Source organism: Bradyrhizobium sp. CCGUVB1N3, assembly GCF_024199925.1.
In the GTDB taxonomy this organism is placed as follows: Bacteria; Pseudomonadota; Alphaproteobacteria; order Rhizobiales; family Xanthobacteraceae; genus Bradyrhizobium.
This window is the reverse complement of sequence record NZ_JANADR010000002.1, coordinates 219,841-243,900: the sequence shown is the minus strand read 5'-3', so window position 1 is coordinate 243,900 and position 24,060 is coordinate 219,841. Positions and strand designations below refer to the sequence as shown.

The 24,060-nt window shown below is 57.2% G+C and carries 18 protein-coding genes and 4 pseudogenes; 16 read left to right on the top strand and 6 right to left on the bottom strand.

The window, feature by feature from the left end; translation table 11 throughout:
* Window positions 1-550: 550 nt before the first annotated feature.
* The 12 genes and pseudogenes from NLM33_RS47885 (at window position 551) to ltrA (ending at window position 13,676) form a co-directional block, all read left to right on the top strand.
* Window positions 551-862, top strand: a complete 312-nt coding sequence (locus tag NLM33_RS47885; RefSeq protein WP_254106478.1) for a TrbC/VirB2 family protein — start codon at window positions 551-553, stop codon at window positions 860-862.
* Between the two features lie 67 nt (window positions 863-929).
* Window positions 930-1,208 carry a VirB3 family type IV secretion system protein gene (locus NLM33_RS47880; RefSeq protein WP_254106477.1) on the top strand — a complete coding sequence of 93 codons (279 nt, stop codon included), beginning with the start codon at window positions 930-932 and terminating at the stop codon, window positions 1,206-1,208.
* A complete protein-coding gene (locus tag NLM33_RS47875) occupies window positions 1,201-3,549 on the top strand; it encodes a VirB4 family type IV secretion system protein (protein ID WP_254106476.1) in 2,349 nt (782 codons plus the stop codon). Before NLM33_RS47880 ends, NLM33_RS47875 begins: the two co-directional genes overlap by 8 nt.
* Window positions 3,550-3,901: 352 nt before the next feature.
* Entirely contained in the window at window positions 3,902-4,456 is a 555-nt protein-coding gene (locus tag NLM33_RS47870) for a type IV secretion system protein (RefSeq protein WP_254106475.1), read from the top strand.
* A 4-nt stretch (window positions 4,457-4,460) separates the two neighbouring features.
* The gene (locus tag NLM33_RS47865; protein ID WP_256570632.1) at window positions 4,461-5,507 is read left to right on the top strand and encodes a type IV secretion system protein; all 1,047 of its coding nucleotides are present in this window, start codon (window positions 4,461-4,463) and stop codon (window positions 5,505-5,507) included.
* A 156-nt stretch (window positions 5,508-5,663) separates the two neighbouring features.
* Entirely contained in the window at window positions 5,664-6,338 is a 675-nt protein-coding gene (locus NLM33_RS47860; protein ID WP_254106473.1) for a virB8 family protein, read from the top strand.
* Between the two features lie 62 nt (window positions 6,339-6,400).
* Window positions 6,401-7,096: a TrbG/VirB9 family P-type conjugative transfer protein gene (locus NLM33_RS47855; RefSeq protein WP_254106472.1), complete on the top strand. Its 696-nt coding sequence runs from the start codon at window positions 6,401-6,403 to the stop codon at window positions 7,094-7,096.
* 155 nt (window positions 7,097-7,251) lie between these two features.
* The gene (locus tag NLM33_RS47850; RefSeq protein ID WP_254106471.1) at window positions 7,252-8,445 is read left to right on the top strand and encodes a TrbI/VirB10 family protein; all 1,194 of its coding nucleotides are present in this window, start codon (window positions 7,252-7,254) and stop codon (window positions 8,443-8,445) included.
* Window positions 8,442-9,440 (top strand): P-type DNA transfer ATPase VirB11, encoded by a 999-nt coding sequence (gene virB11, locus NLM33_RS47845; protein WP_254106470.1) that lies wholly within the window; start codon window positions 8,442-8,444, stop codon window positions 9,438-9,440. Before NLM33_RS47850 ends, virB11 begins: the two co-directional genes overlap by 4 nt.
* 736 nt (window positions 9,441-10,176) lie before the next feature.
* Window positions 10,177-11,306 (top strand): IS3 family transposase gene (locus NLM33_RS47840; protein WP_254095161.1). Its coding sequence is split into 2 segments (ribosomal slippage): window positions 10,177-10,429 and window positions 10,429-11,306, totalling 1,131 coding nucleotides; the frame shifts between segments, so codons are not numbered across the junction.
* A 149-nt stretch (window positions 11,307-11,455) separates the two neighbouring features.
* Window positions 11,456-11,866 (top strand): annotated as a pseudogene (locus NLM33_RS50115) (transposase); the annotation flags it as partial.
* 556 nt (window positions 11,867-12,422) lie between these two features.
* Entirely contained in the window at window positions 12,423-13,676 is a 1,254-nt protein-coding gene (gene ltrA / locus NLM33_RS47830) for a group II intron reverse transcriptase/maturase (protein ID WP_254096825.1), read from the top strand.
* 163 nt (window positions 13,677-13,839) lie between these two features.
* Here the strand turns inward: ltrA and NLM33_RS47825 are convergent, their stop codons facing one another.
* On the bottom strand, window positions 13,840-15,027 hold the full coding sequence (locus NLM33_RS47825; protein ID WP_254106575.1) for an IS110 family transposase: 1,188 nt from the start codon (window positions 15,025-15,027) through the stop codon (window positions 13,840-13,842).
* Window positions 15,028-15,279: 252 nt separating this feature from the next.
* Here NLM33_RS47825 and NLM33_RS47820 point away from each other — a divergent pair.
* Window positions 15,280-15,405 (top strand): annotated as a pseudogene (locus tag NLM33_RS47820) (transposase); the annotation flags it as partial.
* Between the two features lie 847 nt (window positions 15,406-16,252).
* Here the strand turns inward: NLM33_RS47820 and NLM33_RS47815 are convergent.
* Window positions 16,253-16,723, bottom strand: coding sequence for a hypothetical protein (locus tag NLM33_RS47815; RefSeq protein ID WP_254106469.1), 471 nt, complete (start codon window positions 16,721-16,723; stop codon window positions 16,253-16,255).
* A gap of 553 nt (window positions 16,724-17,276) precedes the next feature.
* Window positions 17,277-17,531 (bottom strand): annotated as a pseudogene (locus NLM33_RS47810) (transposase); the annotation flags it as partial.
* A gap of 271 nt (window positions 17,532-17,802) precedes the next feature.
* Between NLM33_RS47810 and NLM33_RS47805 the strand changes: the two are divergent.
* The 3 genes and pseudogenes from NLM33_RS47805 to NLM33_RS47795 all read left to right on the top strand — a co-directional run.
* Window positions 17,803-18,390 (top strand): hypothetical protein, encoded by a 588-nt coding sequence (locus tag NLM33_RS47805; RefSeq protein WP_254106468.1) that lies wholly within the window; start codon window positions 17,803-17,805, stop codon window positions 18,388-18,390.
* A gap of 37 nt (window positions 18,391-18,427) precedes the next feature.
* Window positions 18,428-19,557 (top strand): IS3 family transposase gene (locus NLM33_RS47800; protein ID WP_254095161.1). Its coding sequence is split into 2 segments (ribosomal slippage): window positions 18,428-18,680 and window positions 18,680-19,557, totalling 1,131 coding nucleotides; the frame shifts between segments, so codons are not numbered across the junction.
* 647 nt (window positions 19,558-20,204) lie between these two features.
* Window positions 20,205-20,435 (top strand): annotated as a pseudogene (locus tag NLM33_RS47795) (DDE-type integrase/transposase/recombinase); the annotation flags it as partial.
* Between the two features lie 164 nt (window positions 20,436-20,599).
* Here the strand turns inward: NLM33_RS47795 and NLM33_RS47790 are convergent.
* The 3 genes from NLM33_RS47790 to NLM33_RS47780 form a co-directional block, all read right to left on the bottom strand.
* Window positions 20,600-21,943 carry an IS1380 family transposase gene (locus tag NLM33_RS47790; RefSeq protein ID WP_254094818.1) on the bottom strand — a complete coding sequence of 448 codons (1,344 nt, stop codon included), beginning with the start codon at window positions 21,941-21,943 and terminating at the stop codon, window positions 20,600-20,602.
* A 121-nt stretch (window positions 21,944-22,064) separates the two neighbouring features.
* On the bottom strand, window positions 22,065-23,264 hold the full coding sequence (locus NLM33_RS47785; protein ID WP_254106467.1) for a relaxase/mobilization nuclease domain-containing protein: 1,200 nt from the start codon (window positions 23,262-23,264) through the stop codon (window positions 22,065-22,067).
* 147 nt (window positions 23,265-23,411) lie between these two features.
* Window positions 23,412-23,798 carry a DNA mobilization endonuclease VirD1/MobC family subunit gene (locus NLM33_RS47780; protein ID WP_254106466.1) on the bottom strand — a complete coding sequence of 129 codons (387 nt, stop codon included), beginning with the start codon at window positions 23,796-23,798 and terminating at the stop codon, window positions 23,412-23,414.
* Between the last annotated feature and the right edge of the window lie 262 nt (window positions 23,799-24,060).

Sequence of the window (24,060 nt, the reverse complement as noted above, 5' to 3'; positions counted from 1 at the left end):
ATTAAAGAACGGGCGACTGCAGATGCGAACCGTTTGCTGGAGTGCTACCAATGCAACGGTTTTGTCCTAGCCATCCATCCTAGCGATCGGATATTGAGGCCAAGCAGTAGCAGTGAAACTGCTGATGTTGAGGTGCTTTCTTCACGAGTCCCAATAGGTCGGCGATGACGACCCAACCGTAGCTCGAGGGCCCCCCTTCGGTGATCAACAAATGTACGGGCACATTGTCCGTCTAGTGGGACGGTGTTCGATGGATCTACGTGGGCGCAGCGCGGGCGGCAATTTGGCTATTTTGTCCATCCTCGGTCATCCAATAGGTGCGTCAATTTCGAGCATAGCAGAGTCGTGGGAGGAGCGAGTGGGTCTTCCTGGCGCCGTGCTGCAGCTTCAGGTTGGCGATCGTTCTCAGCCTCGCAAAGTCGTCAATGCTCAGGTGCTTGCTGACCGTCGCATCACCTCGTGCTAGCCGAGCTTGAGCTTTTGGCACACGGAACACCATAACGCTTATGGCTCGTACAACGACCCGCAACAGACAATCGTGAGGCACTCAGTGAGGACGTGTTTTTCGCACATTGCTTTCAAGAAGCTGCTGTCATTCGTCGGTCTGTACATTCTATTGACCGCCGCTTTTGCCGCTCCATGTTCTGCTCAGAACTTCAACGGGGTGACAACGTTCCTCACTACAATCGTGAAGACTGTCACCGGCCCCTTTGGGGTGGCAGTGTCCGCTCTGGCAGTCATGGCGGTGGGCTTCTCGTTTATGACTGGCCGGATGGACTGGACCTTTGCCGTCTCCGTCATCATGGGCATCGCAATCGTCTTTGGCGGAGCCAGCTTTGTCGGCTCCTTGGCGCCACACTAATCTTGTCGGGCCGCCGTGCGGACCAGGGAAAGCGCGGATCGCCGCAGCATTTTCAAAGGAGACGATTATGGAGCGCACGACAGTCTTCCTCGGATTAACTCGAGAGGTCTCTTTTGCGGGATTGCCGGTCATTCATCTAGTGTTCCTCATATGGGTCGTTATGCTTGGCTTCGTCCTCACGAAGTCATTCTGCTATCTGGCAATAATGGGAAGTGTTGGTTACGGACTCCTGCGTGCTCTAGCCGCTTACGATCCAAAACTGATTAGTGTCATCATCGCGACCGTGCAAAGTACACCTATAAGCTCTGCCCTGTTGAAGGGCGGCCGGTTCGTGTATCGTGCATAAGGGTTTCCCAAGTCACGTTCTGCGACGCTCTCGTCACGAAGGCGAGCAGCTCGTCGGTGGATTGCCGTATCTAAGTATCATCGACGATGTCAGTCTACTGCTGCGTGATGGCGATGTAATCGGGACCTTCGCTGTGGAGGGGGTGAATGCCGACGCTCTCGACAGCCGGAAAACAATTGAGCTGAGTACCGCTTTGTCGCGATTTATTGCGCAACAGCGCGAGGATGTCGGATACTATGTTCATCGCATCTCCGTGGAAACCCGCCCCAGCATGAGCGCCGTTGAAGGAAATTGGTTTAATGAGGAGATTGACAGGCGCTGGCAAGGTTATCTTCAGTCTGTTGGGTTGCGTAATCGAGTGTCGATCGTAACCATCGTAATTCGACCACCGAAGAGAATAGCGAGGCTCATTGGCCTTCTTGGCAGTAGCGACTTCTGCGGTAGGGAAGAGGTCGCCGCGCGCGCCAGTCGGCTGGATCAGTTGATCAATACATGTATGGTCAGCCTAAGTGAGGCAAGACCACGCCGGCTAACCGTTTCGGGCGGTGAATGGCTCAGTTTGCTCCGCACGCTGATAGACGGGTCAAGTGGGCGTCTCGCTGCTGGTGAGCAGTTCGTGCCTGTAGCTGACGTTTTGGCTAATTCGATAGTTACCTTCCAAGGGAGTATCTTCGAATGCGATAATCCGAATCCGGATCTCAAACGCTACGGCACGATTATATCCCTCAAAGATTATCCCGCTGCGACGTATCCTGGGATATTCGATAGTCTTAATCTGCCATATGACATGATTGTCTCGCAGAGCTTCACACCCATCGACAATATCGCCGCCCAAGGCCGAATCGCTCGCGTGCGGAAGCAAATGAAGGCCGCAGAGGACGCGGCCATTTCTCTGCGGGCCCAACTCGAACAGGCTGAGGACGACGTCGCCTCAGGCCGCGTGGTCTTTGGCAATCATCACTGTAGTATCGCCATGTTCTGCGAAACTCGACCTCGACTTGAGGAGGCAGTATCCTATGTCACTCGCGCAATGCAGGATGCTGGCGCGTCGATCGTCCGCGAAAAGTTCTCCGCCCGCGCCATATACTTCGCTCAGCATCCGGGTAATTTTAGCTACCGCGCACGGGCGGCAATGATCTCCTCACAGAACTTCGGAGAATGTTGCGCCTTGCACGGGTCGCCGAAAGGCAACGCGGCGGAGCGATGTCCTTGGGGCGATTACGTGACAATTCTTCCGACTGCACGCGGCGAGGCGTTTCGCTTCAATTTTCATTTGCCCGGACAATTAGGCGAGCGCACCGCTGGCCATACACTTGTGCTTGGCCAAACTGGATCAGGCAAAACTCTCGGTACTGCCTTTTTGCTCAGCCAGGCTCATCGGCTTAGGGCACGCATTGTACTACTCGATAAGGATGGCGGTTTCGAAATGGCGGTTCGCGCGATGGGCGGAAGCTATTCCACCGTACGGATGGGGCAGGAGCTTGGCTTCAACCCGATGCGGGCGGAGGCCGATGACCGCGGCTCGGCTTGGCTTTCCGACTGGCTTAGGGCATTAGCTGAGAACGAGGGTGAACGGCTTACTCCGCAGCAGTGTCAGGCACTGAACGATGCCGTCCAGGCGAACGCGGCCGCTGATCGCCGTCTGCAGAACTTCGAGCAATTTCGCACTCAGCTGCGGGCGACGGATGATAATGGAGATCTATATCAGAGGCTTGGCCAGTGGGACCGCACTGGTCAGTTCGGATGGCTGTTTGGCGGCAAGGGCCATGATCCCCTCTGTTTCGACAGCCAGCTCACCGCTTTCGATATCACAGAACTGTTCGACAACAAGACCATTCGGACGGCTTGGTTGAGCTACGTTTTCAGGCGGGTGGAACGGCTCGTAGAAGATGAAGCACCAACCCTGCTCGTCGTCGATGAGGCCTGGAAGTTACTTGACGATCCCTATTTTGAAAGGCGGCTGAAGGACTGGATGCTAACAATGCGCAAGAAGAACGTTGCTGTCGTTCTTATGACCCAGCGTGTGTCGCATGTCGCCAACAGCGCGGCTGGGAGTGCGATTCTGGAGAGCGCAGTCACACGGCTGATATATCCAAGTACCTCCAATACCGAAGCGGAACTTGCGCTGCTCAACCTGACGGCAACCGAAAGCGCATTTCTCCAGATAAGTAATGTGGACAACCATCTCGTACTATTAAAATCCGGGGATGACAGCGTTGTTCTCGATTTCGCACTTGGCGCGCTCGAGAAAGGAATCGATGTCTTGGGTGGAGGGCGCGGCAATAAAGCGTCGTCAACCTGGCGTGAAACACCGGACTTCCAAATGAAAATGCTGCAATGAAGGCGTCGACAATAGTTCTCGTGCTTGGGCTTGCCGCCTCCCTTACTGGGTGCCAATCGATTCCGGAGATACGGAAGAACGATTGTGTTTGCGCCTGGGAGCGGGTTCATCTTCAAACAAAGCGAGCCGCCGCATGAACATAGTGTCCCGATTTCTCGTGTGTACTTGCCTGATGCTTGGGGCGATTGGTCTCACGCCTTGTGGGGGTTACGCTAGCGAAGGCAGGCTTAACCCGCTCCCGTCGGCCGGAACATCTGGCACGGTGCCGGATGGCTCACAGCAAACTTTCGATAAGCGAGTCGTTGAGCTGCTGGCGCACATAGTTGACAGTGTCCGGTCACTAAGTGACAAAATGATGCAACTCTTTGCGTCGACTTCCACGGCTGTCGCCGCTATATCAGGTCCAAAGCCGTTTCCGGTGAACAACGAGGCGGCGGATATTGCGGCCCGCAAGGGAGGCTCAACGCCGGCGGAAATGGCCAGCGCTGTTTTGACGGGAGCATTGGCTGGGCCCGACGAAACGCGGGAATCGATTTCCCGATTTCGCGAACGCTATCGTTTGGATGATGCATTTGCGCTGCATCACGACAAACGGTCGAGCAAGATCGCGTACTTGTCGGCCCAAGCGGCAGTCACCGCGTACACCGCGGAAGACTCTTACAAGCGGGCCAATGCTAGCATGGGAAGGATCAATGGCTATATCACAGCGCTTGAAAACAGTATGGACTTAAAAACTAGCGTCGATATTAATACGCGCGTAATGATCGAAGTCGCACAGCAGCTTAACGAAACGCTGCGGACCCAAGCGGCGATTGCGTCGGTGGCAGGCTCGTATTTCATGGTGCTCGGCTCGGATAGTGCCGAGCCAGACACTGTGCGCATTCTGCCAAACGACATGAAAAAGTGATCGCATGGGTCTCATCTCGAGTATCGCGCATAGTATCGACACAGCACTTGTCGATTATGTGCAAACGGTGTTTCAATCAGTCGCTGATCCGATCCGAGCACTACTTGGTGCTACAGCCCTAGTCGGGCTTCTCTTTATAGCACTGAACCATTTAGTCCAGTTTGGAAGCGTAAACTACTCTGTATATCTTCAATGGGGGTTGAGATATGTGCTCATATATTCGTTCGCGACTATGTGGGCCAATTTCAAGGGCATTTACGTGATAATCACGGAGGTGCCGAGCGACTATGGCGCGCTCATGGCGCGCGGGGTTGTGGCAACGCTCAAGACGAGCGCTGCTCCCGGTTTCAATCCAGCAAATATAATCGATACGTATTCGGCAATGGACGAGACGGCACATGCCGCGCTGCAGATTGCCGATGACTTCTTTTCGCACCTCTCGGTGCTCAAAGTCGGGAAGGCAATTCGGGGCGTGTTTTTTGGTGCGTTTACATTGGTCGTTGTCGGTTTTTTTTACGCCGCGTGCGCTATTACTGTGATAGTTGGAAAATTAGGGCTTGCGGTGGCAATCAGCCTAGCGCCCCTGGCAATTGCCATGCTGATGATGCCACAAACGAAGCAATATTTCGAGAGCTGGACACGCTTTACGATTGGTTATTCAGTCATTCCGTTATTGACGACGGCGCTAATGGCTATTGTACTTTATATCGCGGCGGAGACTCGCGCGGCGTCCGGCGGCGATCCATTTGCGTTCCTTTTCGTCATAATGGCAGCGACTGTTCTCCTGTTCCAGATTCCAACTATGGCAAGCAACCTAGCCAGTGCATCGGTTGCCGCTGTCGGGGCAGGTGCAGTCGTTGCCGCAGCTTCTATGGCCAAAAGTGCGACGATGAGGCTTTACGCCAACGCTCGACGATCGCAGGGCGCTGCCACCGATACCGGAGCGACCTCTAAGGCATCGTCAGGCAGCGATACGTCGCAGGCGATCAACGCGATGCGTCAAAGCGCTTCTATGCGGCAACGGCATTGGGACGAACGTGTGGATCGCTGAACGCCAATAATTGTCCCATGGATGGGCGGTACATTACATGAGCAGCTGGTACTAAATTGTTGGAAATCGTTCGATCTAGGTTGAGACCAGGCTCGTGTTTTTGCGAACTCAATCCTCTGCGTCACACCCGAGAGTGGCTACTGACCAGGGAACTGCATGTCTAAACAGTCAACCCAGCATTCATTCGAAGACGAGATTTTTTTTAGTCTTTGCGTGCAAAGGAACAATTGGGCGAAAGTTGCGGTCGGTTCCATTGGCGCGTGTCTGCTGGCCTTGGGAGTTCTTATTGCCGTGCTGCCCATCAAGGAGACCGTGCCGTATGTGGTTCTGGTGGACAAAACAACCGGCGAGGCCGAAAAACTCGTCCAAGTCCAGCCAGCAACGCTTCAGGAGCGGGAGGCCGTGCTTCAGGCGGAACTCGTTTCCTACGTCGTTGACCGAGAGACATATGATGCAGCGGACAACAAAACTCGGATACTTGACGTGATGGCACGCTCGTCAGGCTCCGCGCAGGAAACCCTCGCAGAAACTTGGCATTCGGGTTCTTCGCAATATCCACCCATAGTCTATGGAGATGACGTGCGAGTGAGGGTCGTAGTTAAGTCTATTTCCCTCATGCCTTCAGACCAGCGCAACGCAGCGGATTTGGCCCGGGTCCGCATCGTCAAGTACCGGGAGCAAAAGGGACACGAGGCCGTCCGCCGCAGTTTCGTGGTGACTGCCGGATATCAGTTCAAGCCGCAAATAAATGTTGCTTTGGAGGCAGTGTGGAAGAATCCGCTGGGCTTCGTCGTCTCGTCTTACCGAATTGATGCGGAAACTGCCGACTAGACATTTGGCAAAACGATGTAAGCGCGATGGTTAGGCTTCTTTCCTTTTGTTTGATTATCCTCATGGCATTCTTGAGTGCGGTGAAGGCGGAGCAATCCCCCAAAGCGGCTGCGTCAGATTGGCGTATCAAGCGCTATGTTTACGACGAGAACAACGTCTACAAGCTCGATCTCTACTTGAAGTCCATCACGGCTATCCAGTTCGCACAGGGCGAGATAATCGAATCTATTCTCGTTGGCGACAGTGCATCCTGGGAAGTGGTCAAGCTGAAGGTCGGAAATGTGATGAGCGTAAAGCCTATCATTGATAAAGCTCTAACCAACATGACTGTCTACACTGATCGACGCATTTACACTTTTGAGCTGCGAACGGTCGGCGAAATTAAGGCGGGTATGCAGGCGGGGGCGCATCAAGCGTTCCGGACAACTTTCGCCTATCCCGATGAGAACAAGGCGCTACATGAAGGCGCGGGCAGGGGTCTTCCTATAAATGAAGGGTACGCAGCCTCGGGCGATGCGCGGTTCCGGCCGCTCGCCGTAACAGACAATACATTGCAGACAACGTTTATTTTGCCTAGCGGTGCGCCGCGGCCAGCGGTATTTATGATAGGACACGATCGCCAGGAGAAGCTGGTTAATTCTCGCACTGACGGCGACCGTATCGTCGTCGACGGGATCAGCGAGTTTTGGGTAATGAGAATTGGCGATGAGACGGTGTGCGTCGCCAAGGCGAGCGCGGTGGGCATGGCGCCTCAATGAGGGACGGTTCGATGGGTCCGAGAGGCTCCGACCATAGGCGTGATCCCCATGCCGCACAGGCTGTAGCAGAGGCGCCAGCGGACGCTGAGCGGAACAGACTGTTGGACAAACGCCGCGCTAAGCAAATCAGCAACTCTAAGCGCAGAAGTAATTGGATGGCAGTTTTCGCCACCACGCTTCTAGCCGGCGCCGTCTGCGCGTTCATTGCTATGAGCTCCACGCAAGTCTTGAAAGTGATCGGTCTGAGTGGCGATGACGGCCAAAAGGCTTCGCAAGTCGATTTAAAGGTCGAGGACGTGCCAAGAGCCCATCAGCCGCTTGACTTTGCTGTTCCCAAGGCTCCTCCAGCTAAGCAAACGGCCACTGAGTCTGACAGTCCGATGGATAAGCAGGTCCATGACAGCAAAAATGAAGTAGGCTTAAACGCCCAGGACCACGATGGCGCGAACGTTTCGCTCGCGGATGTCCAGAAACTGCTGGACGCTTATAACAAAGAACTATCGCTGAAGCTTAAAGAGGATCGTGAAAGGGCAGAAGCCGAGAATGCACGTCTTCGGGCCGCGGCACTACGATTGGAAGAAGAGCGCAATTCCGCTCAGCGCGAGGCCGAGAGGCGCCGCGAGCTGGATGAAATAAGCGCCAAGCAAAGGCAATCCAACGGCATAGTCGTTGACGAGTCAGGGCCGTGGGACGGGTCCGGCTCGGAGGTAAAGACCTCGGTGTCACGAGTTCTCGCTGATCCATCGCATACCATCGTGCAGGGGACCATCATCTCCGCGGTACTTGAAACGGCTATCCATTCAGAATTGCCCGGAAATGTCCGAGCTCATGTCCTCGAGCCCGTATTCGCGATCGACGGCTCGCGTGTTCTGCTGCCCGCAGGAACAAGCCTGATTGGCACTGTCGGCGATAAAGTGCAAATCGAGCAAAGACGAGTGCTAATCGCTTGGAATCGGGCCATCACTCCGGACGCCAAATCGATCGAGCTTGGCTCCGCAGGTGTGGACCTCCTCGGTCGAGCTGGTACCGAAGGGAATGTAGATAACCGTTATGGCGCGAAGATAGGTGCGGGTCTCCTCTTCAGCGTGGTCACGGCAGTGTCATCGACCATTCCCGCTCTCGTCGGCAGCAACAGGTCATCGAATGTAAATCGTCCGCCGTACTATAGCGGAGGTGCCTGGCCAGACAGCTCGAACGCTACAGGCCAGGCCGTGGCCGACGCTGCAGCGACCATCGGGGGGCAGGCCAGACCTATCGTTGACGAGTATCTCTCCCTTCCTCCACTCTTGCGTGTCCCGCAAGGCGAGGAAGTTCGTATTTTCGTGAATCGGGACCTTGTTCTTCGATGAATGACTTCCGGTCAAGCCCAGACGTCTCTTATATAGAGGAGTATTTCAGCCCCCTGAAGGAATATCTCACGAACGATAGTATCAATGAGGTGGTGATCAACCCCGACAATTCCATCTTCGTCGAAGAGGCCGGATCGTTACACATGCACCAGATCAATGTGGCGTTAGGGGCCAACGCCATCAAGCGGCTCGGAGTGCAGCTAGCGGGAGAGGCCCGCAACACTCTTGGGGTACTTCATCCGATCGTGTCAGGCCGGGTTAACGTTTGGGGCAACCCCCAGCGCGTCCAAGTGGTTGTCGAACCTGCGGTTGAGTACGGCGTGTCCCTGTCGATCCGCAAATACCCGGCGCGGACTTTGGACGTTTCCCATATCCAATTCGTCGAAGGCGAGCAGATCTCGGTGGACGCCCTCCGGCAGGAGCGCCATAGGACAGCGGCCGATATGGCTCAAACCGGCAACCTGCAGGCTCTCTTCCGACTGGCAATTGAGGAGAAATTTAACGTTTTGGTTTCGGGTGGCACATCGTCAGGGAAGACGACGGTGGCACGCGCTTTGCTGGCGATGTCGCACTCCGACGAACGAATCATTACCATCGAGGATGCACCGGAGCTTTCTCCACCGCACAAGAACCAGGTTGGCTTAATTGCCGATCGCACGGCAAACTCCGCTCGGAGTCCGTCAAAGCTCTTGGAAAGCTGTCTGCGAATGCGCCCTGACCGCATCGTTCTGGGCGAAATTCGCGGTGTCGAGGCTTATGATTTTCTTGAGGCGATCAATACTGGACACCCAGGCGCGATAACAACTATCCACGCCGACAGTCCTGAACTTGCGTTCGACCGGCTAGCCTTCATGGTCATCCGATCAGGGGTGCAGATGTCCCATAGTTCGATCGTCAACTACGCGAAAAAGACGATTGACCTCATTGTCCATGTGGGACGCCGCCGTGGCAGGCGCGGCGTTTTGCAAATCTATTTGCCGTTCGCCCGACCATGACCCTACTGCCCCACTCTTATTAAATCGTCATTGCCCCGGTCTAAGTGAAGTCGGCATAGTCTCCGCTCCGCCCAAGAAAAGGCATCGTCGTGAGTCCTCCGTTCTATAATTGTCGCGCGCCATGGAAAACTGCCCCCTCAGTTCCGGATGGCGTTTGACATATAATCGCGGGCACGGTGTCAACCCCGATCGACAAAAATGATCCAGTGCCGGGTGTCAATCGGCATTGGACTGGGACCCCGCGTATTGCCTCAGGAAGGAATGTTATCCGGGATGAAGGTCTGCGAGCTCCGCAGACCGATCTCGAAGCTGCGGCGAACTCGGTGGAGGGGCTGTGGACGGGGCGGAGTGATCATTACACGCAGCGCCGTCCACAGCCCCGGCCCGTATTTCCTCCAGCGGCATGGATACGATGATCGTTTCCGCCACCTTCCGCCGGAAGGACCGAAGCCGGCGTTGAACGATTGAATGCTGCTTGTCGCTAAACGAAGGATCGATGGTGATGAGCCTGCGTACGATGGCCAGCGCAGTGAGCTGCGGTTCGACAGCGAGCCAATTCTCGATCGTCGAGAAATGGGGATCGAGCTTCGAGGGCATGCGAATGCGCTTTTTGTATCGTCGTTTCGGCCGACGATGTGTGGCGCGTACAGAGCTGGCTCCGCAAATTCGGACAGTAGCTTGAGTGGATTTTCTGCCTGAGAGCGGCGAGGCTTCTTGCCGCGAATCAGGAGCGAAGATGACGAAGAGGAGTCGCCGGACGCATTCTCCGGCATTCAAGGCAAAGGTGGCTTTGGCGGCCGTGAAGGGGGAGAAGACGTTGGCCGAGCTGGCGCAATTGTTTGATGTCCATCCGAACCAGATCACGACCTGGAAGACCCAACTCCTGGAAGGCGCCGCCGGAGTGTTTGGGCAGGACAACGGACCGGCCGAGGCGCCGGTCGATTTGAAGGCGTTACATGCCAAGATCGGCGAGCTTGCGTTGGAGAACGATTTTTTGTCCGGCGCGCTCACCAAGGCGGGCCTGCTGAGCGCAAAGCGATGATCGACCGCGACCATGATCTGTCTGTCGTGCGCCAGGCGAAGGTCCTGAACCTTGCCCGCAGTACGGTTTACTATGAACCTCGGCCGGTTTCGGCCGAGGACCTTGTCTTGATGCGCCGGCTCGATGAGCTGCACCTCGATTATCCCTTCGCAGGGGCGCGCATGCTGCGATCGCTGTTGCAGCGTGAGGGCATGCAGATTGGCCGCCGCCACGTCGCGACGCTGATGAAGCGCATGGGGATCGAGGCGATCTATCGCCGTCCGAACACGAGCAAGCCCGCACCGGGCCACAAGATCTACCCGTACCTATTGCGCGGATTGAAGATCGAGCGGCCGAACCAGGTCTGGGCAATGGACATCAGCTACATTCCGATGCGACGTGGATTCGTCTACCTCGCGGCGGTCGTCGATGTGTTCAGCCGACGGGTGTTGGTCCATCGCGTATCGATCACGATGGAGACGATATTCTGCGTCGAAGCGCTCCAGGAGGCGTTGGCGAAGCACGGCAGGCCCGAGATCTTCAACACGGATCAGGGTAGCCAGTTCACCAGCCTCGACTTCACCGGCGTGCTGCTGGACGCGAACATCGCCATCAGCATGGACGGCAAGGGTGCCTGGCGCGACAACGTGTTCGTCGAGCGGCTGTGGCGCACTGTCAAATACGAGGAAGTCTATCTGCGTGCTTACGACAGCGTGCTCGAGGCGCGAGCATCGATTTCCAAATATCTGGCGTTCTACAACCGAGGACGTCCTCACTCGAGCCTTGACGAACGCACGCCCGACGAGGCTTACTTCGGCGCGCAAACGATGGTGACGGCCGCATGATCGTCGCCAACGATTTTGCTGCGGCTCTGGTCGGGCTTACGCCCTCCCGACGCCACAGCAAAATCGTAAAGCCCCGCCTTCAGCATAACCCGGCAGGAATCCACTTAATTTTCGCGGGGCGCTGTCCAAACAACCGGGGCCAGCTCTAACATCCCCAGAAACACCTGGTTGGGTACCAGGGCATCCTTCAGGCTGACTGTTACAGCGGTCTCAATCCGTTGTTCGACGAGCGGCGGAAGGACCGGCCGCTCACGCCCGCCTTCTGCATGGCCCATGCCCGCAGGGGGTTCTTCGAGCTGGCCGACATCGAGAAGAATGCCCGGGACGGCGGAAAGGGCAAGCCGATCTCCCCGATCGCGCTGGAGGCCGTCAAACGGCTCGACGCCTTGTTCGAGATCGAACGTGGGATCAACGGCATGACAGCCGCCGAGCGGCGTGCCGTGCGCCAGGAAAGGAGCAAGCCGTTGTTCGACGAACTGCACGCCTGGCTGCTGCGCGAGCGCGAAACCCTCTCGCGTTCTTCCGAGGTCCTGAAGCCAATGAACTACAGTGCGCCACGAAGGCGAAGGAACGAGGGAGAACATGAAAATGTAACCCAAACTTCGAGTAGCCTTGCTGCGCGAGAGATGGGGGTTGGCCCTCCGGACTCGGATTACAGGATCAGGGTCCAAACCACCACAAGCTGCGTCGGCACAATGGCCGAGGTGGTGAGCGTTGTTGGAAAAAGCGGGCGACATGCCCGTCAGGTAAGCCTCAGGAAGGCGAGTGGAAACGAACCGCCGATGAAGCATCGAAAATTGGATCAGATGTTGTCGAAACCAAGGGCTTGTAGTTCCCTTGGGACCAAATCTGGCAAGGGCCTGTATTTTGGCCAGGTGGCAACCGGTGTAAAGGCGGCGCGATCCTGATGGCAGGCTCTTGCGTGGAACGTGGGAACCTGCGTCGTGATGACAAGGGAGAACCTGAAGGCGGCAGCACCGCTGAGGGGAGAGTACCGATGCACGGCGCAGGGGCGGACGGGTTCGCAGTAGTGATGAAGCCCGGTAATGCGGGTAGAGCGAAGGGACCCGATCATCTGGCCAACGACGACAGCCAACCCGAAAAGGGGAGGAGCTGATGTCCGAGGCAAAGCCGTATGACATTTCCAAACACCTTGTTTGGCAAGCCTGGCAACAGGTCAAAGCAAACCAAGGAGCTGCGGGCGTGGATGGCGTCTCTATCGCGGCGTTCGAAAAGGATCTGAAGAGGAATCTCTACAAGGTCTGGAATCGCATGTCGTCGGGGACGTATTTTCCACCGCCCGTTCGTCTCGTGGAAATCCCCAAATCTGACGGCAAGAGTGTCAGGAAACTCGGCATTCCCGCCGTCGGAGACCGCGTTGCCCAGACGGTCGCAAAGATGGTCATAGAAAAGGAAGTGGAGCCAATCTTCCACCCCGACTCCTACGGCTATCGACCCCGACGGTCTGCGCTCGACGCAGTGGGGAAGGCGCGCGAGCGCTGCTGGAAATTCGATTGGGTCATAGACCTGGACATCAAGTCATTCTTCGATACGATTCCATGGGACCTGATGGAAAAAGCTGTAGCCCACCATGTGGAATTGGGCTGGGCTCGTCTCTACGTCAAGCGGTGGCTGCAAGCTCCCGTGGAACGGAAAGACGGAGCCCGTGACGAGCGAACACGGGGAACCCCTCAGGGCTCCGTTGTCTCGCCCGTGCTCTCCAATCTCTTCATGCATTACTGTTTCGATGCATGGATGCAGCGGACCTTCTCACATCTGTGTTTCGAAAGATTCGCCGATGATGCGATCGTCCATTGCAGGAGTGAGGAGGAGGCCAAAGCCGTATTGGAAGCGATCCGAGAACGTCTTGCCGAATGCGGTCTAGAACTCCACCCGGAGAAAACCCGGATCGTCTACTGCAAGGACAACAATCGGAGCGGAGGATATGAGCAAATCACGTTCGATTTCCTCGGGTATACCTTCCGGCCGCGAAAAGCCCGCAACAGGAGCGGTAAGAAGTTTGTTAGCTTCGTGCCGGCCATCAGCCGCAAGGCAGCCAAGGGAATCCGGCAGACTATCCGCGAATGGCGGATAGCATCGACACGGAATAACCAGGAGCTGAAAGACCTTGCCAAGCTGATCGATCCTGTGGCGAGGGGATGGCTGAACTACTACGGGCGATACTACCGCACGGAGTGCGTCAACGTCCTTCGCCATGTCAACGAGACGCTCACGCGATGGGTGATGCGGAAATATAAGAGGTTCAAACGCCGAAAGACCGCAGCAGTACACTGGCTCGGACGTCTCGCAAAACGAGAGCCGAAGCTGATGTACCTGTGGACGGCCGGCATTCGACCCGCGGCTGGATGATAGAAGCCGGATGAAGCGCGAGTTTCATGTCCGGATTCGTGAGGGCGGAGAGGTGAAATTCTTCTCCGCTACTCGACTGCTCAGCCGCTGGGACGACTTCGCCCGCTTCCTCGACGACGGTAGAATCTGCCTGACGACGGATGGTGTTGAGAAGTCCTTACCTTCAGTTCGTGGCAACTTTTTTTGGTTTTTCCTTCCAGGCAGCCACCATGCGTTCGTAGGCCTGCTCGACGCGTGCGACGTAACCAGCTTCCCGTTCGCGGATTTCCTTGATCCAATAGTCCCGGCCCGGGCCAGCCTTGCCGTAGGCACGGGGAGCCCCAGCCTTCAGAGCCACCTTCCGGAGTTTCATCGCCGTGAACGCTGGCCGCGCGTAAGCGTAGTCCTTCCCGGTCGTCAGGACGTGCCAGATCATGACTGCGAGCTTGCGGGCCGTCGCGACGGCTGCGACCCCCGCCCCGTGCTTTTTCTGCGTGCGGTTGAAGAATGCTCGCAACGGACCCGGCGCCGTCTTGGCTGACCACGCCGCCTCAACCAGCATCTTGCGGGCGTCACGGTTGCCCTGCTTCGAGATCCGGCCATGCCGTGCCGGGTGCTCGCCTGACTGCCGAACCCGCGGAGTCAATCCGAAATAGCTGCTGAGCTTATCCGGCGACGGGAAGCGTGCGATGTCGCCGATGGAGGCCAGTACACTCGATGCGACAACCGAACTCACGCCGGGGATCGTCATCAGCTTAAGAGCCCGTGGATCGTCCAGAGCCTGTTGGGCCACGACTTTGTCGATCTCCGACAGTTGCTTCGTCACGCGTTCGAGTTCCACGATCAGACGCCGGAGCATTGCACGCTCCTCCGATGGAAGAGGCAGACTGTCCAGCCAATGCTGTCCGCGCTTGCCGAAGAGATAGCCTTTGTAGGGCGGGATGAGGTTGGCATGCAGGATAGCCTTCATGCGTCCTTTAATCCGGATGATCTGCGCCAAGACGCCAGCGCGCTCGGCCATCTGGCGCCGGCGGCTGTAGGTATCCTCGTCAGCAACCCAGACCTCCGGCAAGAAGCCGGCAGCATGCAACTTTGCCAGGGTCCCAGCATCGACCTTGTCCGTTTTGACTCGCGCATAGGCAATCGCCCGAACGAGCCTCGGATTGGCGACCGCGACGCGCTTAACGTGCGGGCGCAGAATACGTTCGACCGCCGCGCTGTTGCCCGTCACCTCGATGACCACCTCATCCTCGAGGCTGAGTGTCTTGGCAAAGGCGACAAGCCGATCGTGGACGAGATCTACGCGGAGCTGTCGGATTATTGTTCCGTCCTCCAGGATCGCCACCTGGGCGAACGATCGGTGGATGTCCATGCCGACGATTTGCATGCTTGGTTCTCCTTTGTCTCAGGAGCCAGTGGCTTGCACGACATCTACGGATCCGCGCTCGCAGCGCAGCCGGGCAAGTCGTAGGGGGCGGCCAAGTAACAAAGCGAGCTCACAGCTCATGGTCATGGCGGCCTGCCACCGTTTCGTGCTCCAGCGCCCCTATCCCGGCTTCGCCAGACTAGTCCGGACGACCAGTCCTCTCCACCGGGTTTGAGCGCTGAAAACATCATGCCCTTTAACAATTGCGCTGAACGCGCATTGAGAGGCATCGCTTTGGGGCGACGCAACTGGACCTTCGCTGGCAGCCAGCGTGGGGCCGACCGTGCCGCCATCATGCTGACGATGATCACGACCTGTCGCCTCATGGAGGCCGGCCGTTCAAGGTCAAATCTGGTTACCCTGCTCACTATGAGTGTCACACCATCTCTCCATGAATAATATTCAGTACGATACGATGCAAAAAAAGGCGCCCCCGCCACGTTGTGTGGGGCCGCGCTCTCCCTGCCGAGCAGGGCGACCATCTGGCTGAACGTCCCCATACTCCATTAAATTTCTAACGAGCGACAATACCAACGCACGCCTGCACAAACACAGAAAGGCGACAAAGCTATATATCCTGCCACCGCTGCCACTGCTGCCCAGCATTAGGCCTCGCCCTCCTTCTGGAAGCTCGAGGGGCGGTTCGAACACGCTGGGCAGTCCAAGACCTGATTTGTCCACGGGGTCTGTGAACGAGGCCATCGTGTCGGGAAAGCATTGCACCGATTGACGCCGAAAACCTTGCTCGTGGAGGCTGATGTTGCGGGTGGAGGTCGTCGGGGTTGTATGTTGAGTGTTATTGTTAGTCGCAAGTTTATTATGGATGTGTCGAGAGTGGTTATGCGATTGCCCGAAGAACGCAGAATTTGAGTTTCATTGGTTGTGCCGCCTTTCTGTGTTTGTACATGCATGCATTTGTATGTTCGTATTGGGAGGGCGCTCATTTACATGTTCATACGCGATAATTGACCGCAAAGACGGAGATTAAAAGAAAAGGCTGCTACGACGGAGCAGCAGTCGTACTAATAATTGCCTGACTTATTTCATTTGATAGTTCAAATACAGAAAACCCGCCGCCGTGAAGGATGATAGGCGTAGCGAGCTACAAAGTATAAGACAATCGACAGACGAAACACAACACCACCTAATGCCAGGCCGGACGGCGACTTGATCACTCCTCGTCGTCGTTGTCGTCGTCGTTGTTGTTGTTGTTGTTGTTGTCTTCGTTGTTGTTGTCGTCCTCGTCCTCGTCGTCCTCCCGTATCGCGCGCCCCCAAGACACAACGTCGATGTTACTCTCGGACGAGCCGCTGGCGATGGCAATGAACCAGCTATACCCATTATCAATGCAAATCTCCGGCGCCTCAGCCGGATGCGTATCCGATTTCAGCTTGGTAGCGGCGGCGGTAAGGCTGCCAATCAGGACACATGAACGTGCATCCGCCTCACTCATATAGAAGTACGTGAGTTGAACACGGTACCCAAGATGGCTTTCGTATGATTCCCAGCGGTCGGCGATGGCGGCCTCCAGCGAGGTAAAATCGTCAGCAATGACCGGATCGCCAGCGTCCCACGACATCGAGAGAGAAGAAACTGGAAATGAGATCAAGGCGAAGGTAATTGGGCTTGTGAGTAGAGCCAAACGGGATCAGAGTTTTATTAGCGAGAGTGGCCTGTGCTGGCGATTGGGGGCATTCCTATTGGACCGGATTTTAGACAGTGACATTTGATGAATCGGTGTGTGTCAATTTGAGAGGAGCCCACGACATGGTGAGACCGAGATGTTGAATTCTGCGTTGGTGTGATGGAAGAGCGAGCGGTTGTGATGGTAGCTAGAATGATGAGGGGCTTTAAATGCCGGAAGAATCATAACCTTCCAGCATCGCGAAATGTTAAGTGGCTTCTTAGGCAAGCGAACAGAATAATGGCCCTTTTCATAAGCGAACCGTTAGAGATAGCGAATGGGGGCCAGCATGTGTGATGTAAACGTCGCCTCGGTTTTTGAGCCGCAACTTCCGGCTCGCGCTCCGCGCGAGCCTTGGGCTTCGCCCAAGTCCGGAAGTTGCGGCTCAAAAACCGAGGCGACGTTTACATCACAATATATCCTGCCGCCGCCGCCGCCGCCGCCGCCGCCGCTGAGGGGATCGCGGAGGCTGCGACGCGGCCGACGATGCACTTTGTGGGACTGAAGAGCCAAGATCAACGTATTCGTCCGATGACGGCGCCAGGCGACGCTTACCGGCCTCGAGGAACTCCTTGGACCAGCCGTAATACATCGAGGCGGCAATGCCCTCGCGGCGACACAGCTCGGAGATGTTCTCCTCGCCGCGCAATCCTTCCAACACGATGCGGATCTTCTCTTCCGCCGAATAGTGCCGGCGGGTCTGCCGCCGAATGTCTTTCAGTACCTGTTCTGCCGGCGCTTTGCCCGGTCCGGATTTCTGCTTCATCTACGCTCCTGGTGGCTACGATGAACCAGAAATCCTCCCTCCACAAAACCATTCAATTTGTCTCACAGGCCCTGACGGCGAACAGCCACCCTCGCCTTGACGGCCGGAGAATGCGTCCGGCGGCTCCTCTTCGTCATCTTCGCTCCTGATTCGCGGCAAGAATCCTCGCCGCTGTCAGGCAGAAAATCCACTTAAGCTACTGTCCGAATTTGCCGAGCCACCTCTCTGCATGGTAGCCTTAGAGCAGTCGGAACACGGTGGAGTCTGATCAATGGATCACGATAGCGATCAGGAACGTAAACCAGAAAGTACAGCTCATGATGGCGGCGGTGCCACACAGGTAACTGACTTGCCGAAAGAGCTGTTGGCCGACGTAGTGAAGCATTTAACCACAGACAACCCGTTTGAGACAGCAAAAAACCTCACGAATTTTAAACTCGTGAGCCGCTCAGCACGAGAGGCGGTTGAGACAGCCCCCGTTAAGACGTTTCACGGTCGGCTCAAGCGTCTCGTCGAGTCAGCTGGGGTTTTGCTTGACATCGCGGTGCGCGGCTTTTGGGACCAAGAAGAGATTTACATCCCCGCCTCCGCGCCCGCTAGCGCCGTCGCGCCTACGCTTAAATTTCTGCCTGTTCGGGCAAAATCTAATTTTGTGCTTCATATTCTTAACTTGCCTCACGCGTCTGAGCAGGCTCTGGCGATCGCAAGCATAGCGCGACGCCTAGGTGACCTTGACCATGCAAACAAAGATCGCCTCGTCAATAGAGCGATCGAATTGTTTGGGCAGGACGGTCAAGAGTGGGTGGATCGAGCTGGCTCCGCAAATTCGGACAGTAGCTTGAGTGGATTTTCTGCCTGAGAGCGGCGAGGCTTCTTGCCGCGAATCAGGAGCGAAGATGACGAAGAGGAGTCGCCGGACGCATTCTCCGGCATTCAAGGCAAAGGTGGCTTTGGCGGCCGTGAAGGGGGAGAAGACGTTGGCCGAGCTGGCGCAATTGTTTGATGTCCATCCGAACCAGATCACGACCTGGAAGACCCAACTCCTGGAAGGCGCCGCCGGAGTGTTTGGGCAGGACAACGGACCGGCCGAGGCGCCGGTCGATTTGAAGGCGTTACATGCCAAGATCGGCGAGCTTGCGTTGGAGAACGATTTTTTGTCCGGCGCGCTCACCAAGGCGGGCCTGCTGAGCGCAAAGCGATGATCGACCGCGACCATGATCTGTCTGTCGTGCGCCAGGCGAAGGTCCTGAACCTTGCCCGCAGTACGGTTTACTATGAACCTCGGCCGGTTTCGGCCGAGGACCTTGTCTTGATGCGCCGGCTCGATGAGCTGCACCTCGATTATCCCTTCGCAGGGGCGCGCATGCTGCGATCGCTGTTGCAGCGTGAGGGCATGCAGATTGGCCGCCGCCACGTCGCGACGCTGATGAAGCGCATGGGGATCGAGGCGATCTATCGCCGTCCGAACACGAGCAAGCCCGCACCGGGCCACAAGATCTACCCGTACCTATTGCGCGGATTGAAGATCGAGCGGCCGAACCAGGTCTGGGCAATGGACATCAGCTACATTCCGATGCGACGTGGATTCGTCTACCTCGCGGCGGTCGTCGATGTGTTCAGCCGACGGGTGTTGGTCCATCGCGTATCGATCACGATGGAGACGATATTCTGCGTCGAAGCGCTCCAGGAGGCGTTGGCGAAGCACGGCAGGCCCGAGATCTTCAACACGGATCAGGGTAGCCAGTTCACCAGCCTCGACTTCACCGGCGTGCTGCTGGACGCGAACATCGCCATCAGCATGGACGGCAAGGGTGCCTGGCGCGACAACGTGTTCGTCGAGCGGCTGTGGCGCACTGTCAAATACGAGGAAGTCTATCTGCGTGCTTACGACAGCGTGCTCGAGGCGCGAGCATCGATTTCCAAATATCTGGCGTTCTACAACCGAGGACGTCCTCACTCGAGCCTTGACGAACGCACGCCCGACGAGGCTTACTTCGGCGCGCAAACGATGGTGACGGCCGCATGATCGTCGCCAACGATTTTGCTGCGGCTCTGGTCGGGCTTACGCCCTCCCGACGCCACAGCAAAATCGTAAAGCCCCGCCTTCAGCATAACCCGGCAGGAATCCACTTAATTTTCGCGGGGCGCTGTCCAAACAACCGGGGCCAGCTCTGATCGACAAAGCCGCCGCCATGCTGCCCAGGCTCTTCTAACAGGTTATGACCATTTGAATGCAGACCAAAAAGTGAAAATTCTCGACACGATGCGAGCCCGTCCTGACTTGTTTTCAATCTGTGCCGCTCAGTCACACCATCTGGATCCCAGCTTGAGTTCGACATCTCGCTCCGTATCTGGGCATGCGGTAGCGTCGCAAAATGCGGATCTAGATCAGAAGATAAAGCGAATTTGGGATTCAGTTCTGGATTTGGGAGTAGCCCCATGCGAAGATAACATGAGCACACGCGAGCAAATGGATGCGGTTCGTCCCATCGGAAACTCCATCAGCGAAGCATACAATAACGCGCATCTGACAGGAGCAGAGAACGCTCCAACTTGGCGCGATGAGTGTCGTTAGCGAGGCTTAAGTTAACCAGCAGAGAAAAACGGGATTGAGTATTCGGGCCATATCAGCCAACGGATGCGGCGCATGCTGTGAGAAGCGCTTATGCGCTTCTTACTCCATTTCCGATGCGGCGTGGCTTCGTCTACCTCGCGGCGGTCGTTGATGTGTTCAGCCGACGGGTCCTGGCCCATCGCGTATCGATCACGATGGAGGCAGCCTTCTGCGTCGAAGCGCTCCAGGAAGCATTGGCGAAGCACGGCAGGCCCGAGATTTTCAACACGGATCAGGGCAGCCAGTTCACCAGCCTCGACTTCACCAGCGTGCTGCTGGACGCGAAGATTACCCCTAGCCCGATCTATTCACGAGAGCACGGTCGTTCTTGACGTCTGACGGGGGCTGGCGGCTGGCGTGGGTGACCGTCCGGCGTTTTGTCACCGGGTTCTACATCAAGCTGTTTTGTACGCGCTGGAGGAATGGGCGGGTGAGCGGGCGCAGGCCCGGTCGGTTACGGACCGAGCGGGAGCAGCGCGCCGGGCAAGCTGCGGAAGAGGTCGGCTTCGGGGCATGCCGCGGCGAACGCAAGGCGAATGCGGCTCGCGGTTTCGATGACCCGGGCTGCGATTTTCAAGAGACGAAGACGCAGCGTCGCGAACTCGGCAGTGGCCAATTCCCGGACTTTGGGAATGGCGCCGCGCACGGTAAGCATCAACCAATAAGCGGCGGTGTGGAGAACGAGACGGACCTGGTTGGCGAGCGCCGAACGGCAACTGGTGCGATCGGAGGCGAGCTGCGTCTTATGCAGCTTGATCAGATTTTCGGCTTGGCCGCGCGCGCAATACAGGCTGTCGTAGATCCACTCGGCCGAGCCGACATCGAGGCTGGTGACGACGAAGCGGATGTCGAGGCCGAGCATCGTCGCCTCAATACGGGCGACAGTGCGCCGTTCGTGATCCCAGGACTTTGCCTTGTGGCGCGTCTCGGTATAGCCGCGCAGAACAGGCAGGTTCTCGATGGCGCGTCGCGTGCGAACGTCGTCGGCGACCTCGTCGACTTTTCTGGCGAGAGGCTTGGTACCGGACAGACCGAAGATGTAGTCGATGCCGTTGTTCTCGCACCACGTCATGGCCTCCGGCCGAGCATAGTGCCCGTCGCCACGGAACGTAATTCGCGTCTTGTGCCACCGCGTCCGGATATGCCGTATCAGGCGGCGCAGATGGGCACGCACCTCGACGCCGCCCGGCGTCTTGCCGGGCCGCAGCACGACCGCCACGGGCCGGCTCTTCTCCGTGTCGTAGACGTGGATCGGCAGGAAGCAGCGTTCGTCATAATGAGCGTTGAACAGCGAGAGCTGCTGATGGCCGTGGACGACATCGCAGGTATCATCGATGTCGAGCGTGACGGATGCCGGCTCGCGCGGGTAGCTATCCATCCATGCGTCGACCAAAGTGTAGGTCAGTCGGATCACGTCGCGCAGGCGCGGAGCATTCTCCAGGCGCGACAGCGTCGGTTGGGAACACAGATCGCGACCGCTGTCCGGCAGCCGTCCGCAGGCCAGCTTGAATGCGGGATCGGACCGCAGATGATCGAGGTCGTCGGCGTCCTCGTAGCCGCAGCAGATCGCGAACATGCGCGCGCGGAACATATCGACAAGGCTGTGCACGACCCGCGTCGGATCGCGCCGATCCGGGAACACCCGGGCCAAATTGTCGGCCAAACCGAGACGCCGCTCGGCCATCGCCAGAAGCATCACGCCCCCATTCGAGGTTAGGCGTCCACCATCGAAGGCAGCTGTGACTTTCTTGGCGTGAACGGCTGGAAACGAGAAGGGCAGAATCGTATCATCGGTCATGGCGGGCGTGGCGTTCGCGGTTGAGGTGATGGGGTTGGCTTCGCAACCGAATCCTACGCCGCATCAGCGCTTTACACCACGCTCGCCAGCCTCTCAGGCGCCCTCTCGCGAATAAGACGGGCTAGGATCTGCCCGGCTCTTCACGCACGATGGCACGTCCGCTGCGAAGTCGCAGTGGTTCATCGGGATCGAGAACCTCTGGTTGAGGCTCGCGGCGGCGATGTCGCCTTGCGCGTTCTTCGCACTCGCGCTGCTCGCGGGCCGCGCACTGGGCGCGAGTTTCGATGATGGAGGGCGGGAAGCGACGGCGTTGCCGCGGCCGCTCGAGCGAAGTCGGCTGGCCGTCGCCGCCTTCGGTCTCGCGGCCGCGGCGCCGCCCCGTCTCGCCCTGGGGTTCAACACCACCTACATCTGATGGACCAACATTATCCGCCGCATCTTCTTCGGTCTCGCGCTGTTCACAGATCGCTCGCTGCGCGCGTGTTTCGATGTGGGCCGGTGCGAAACGGCGACGCTGCCGTGGGCGCTCGAGCGAGCTCGTCTGGACGTCGCCGCCTTCGAGCTCGCGGCCGCGGCGGCGCCGAGTTTCGCGCTGGAGTCCAACACCGCGCATATCTGATGGACCAGGATCCGTGGCTTGTGCTTCGATTCCCTGAACACTGGCCCCCGTATTTGCGTGGCCGACCACCTCCGCAGTGCTCGTGGACGCTTGGATTGTCTGGCGAACGTCCCGTGCTGATTGAAGGGCTTCAGAGGTCGTGCAGTCGGGTTCAACGTTCGGCGGTTCGGGGGGGTCTCTGGGACTAACAGAAATACCTGGCTGAGGTTGCAGTAGAATTGCGACGTCTGTTCTAACCCTCTGCCTGCGTCGGAATTCCGCATAAGTAATCGGACGCTCCATAATGCCTCGGTCGACACGACGTGTCGCATCCAATTCAATGTCGTGATCATAGGCTACATCAACCAATACGGCGCGCATATTATCGTAGTTGTGATGAGGATTGCGGCGCGAGATCTTGAGCCAATGGCCTTCCTGTGCCCGTCGATTGACGACTGCATGCAAGTGTGGATGCTGCCGATCGACATGGAACGCCGTCACATAGTCAAATGAACCGCCATTATGACCTGAACCCAACATTCTGTCGGTCCATGCACGACCGGCAGCATGCGCACGGTTGGCATCGGTGCCGGGCGGGAAGCTGATGATGATATGAGTTGTCAGGTCCTGATTGCTTTCTGCGGGCGACTGATCGGCATGATAGTTGCCGGTCTGCTCGGCCCAACTTTCCGCAAACTGGCCGAGTCGGTCGTATTGCAGCAAAACGCCTTGATGACGTTCGGAACGTAAAAGATCAACAGCTCCGTTGCGCGAGAGGTATTGCAGCTGACTTCGGAGCTGCCCGGCGGTCCGAGCGCCGCCTCGAGGCACAATTCTTACGATTGCTTGCGGATGAGCCACCTTGAGTGCTTAACGATCGCGTTCATGGGCGCTGTCGCCCTGCATGAGCTGCTGTAGTCGCCCACGACCGTCCTCTCGACGTCGCGATACGTTCAGGATTGTGCGGAGCAGAGCGTCGAGCGCGGAAAATTCCTGACCAAGGTGCTGCCTGTGCGTCTCGAACCGTTCAACGTCGAACGAGGCGTCACGGTTAGCAACTCCGCTTAATTCTCTGAGTGTTTGGGCAATGTTGCCGATGTGACAGGTGATCGCCCGAAGATCATTCCGAGCCTCGTCGCCAATCTCAATAAATCCGCCGATCCTGCGGACGGCAATTCGCAGTGCCATACTGTTGGTCAGCCCAAGCAAACGTACCTGCTGCGAAAACGCATCGAATTCTGCCGCGCGTAACCGCACGCTGATTATTCTATAGCCGCTCTGGGCGATGAGAGCAGAACTCCCCCTATTACTTAAGCGCGTCATCGACCGAATGCGACACCTTGCCCTGTCATGTCTAGGGTTATCATACGGTGAGAAGCGCCGAATGTAATACCGCCGGTCCCGAATTGCACCAATAACTGGTTGCGTTTGTAGCTAAGCACATCGAGACGTACGCGATGGTGCGTTATGTTGACATTCGACATCTGGTTCGCGGTCAGGATCATTTTGAAGTAACGGG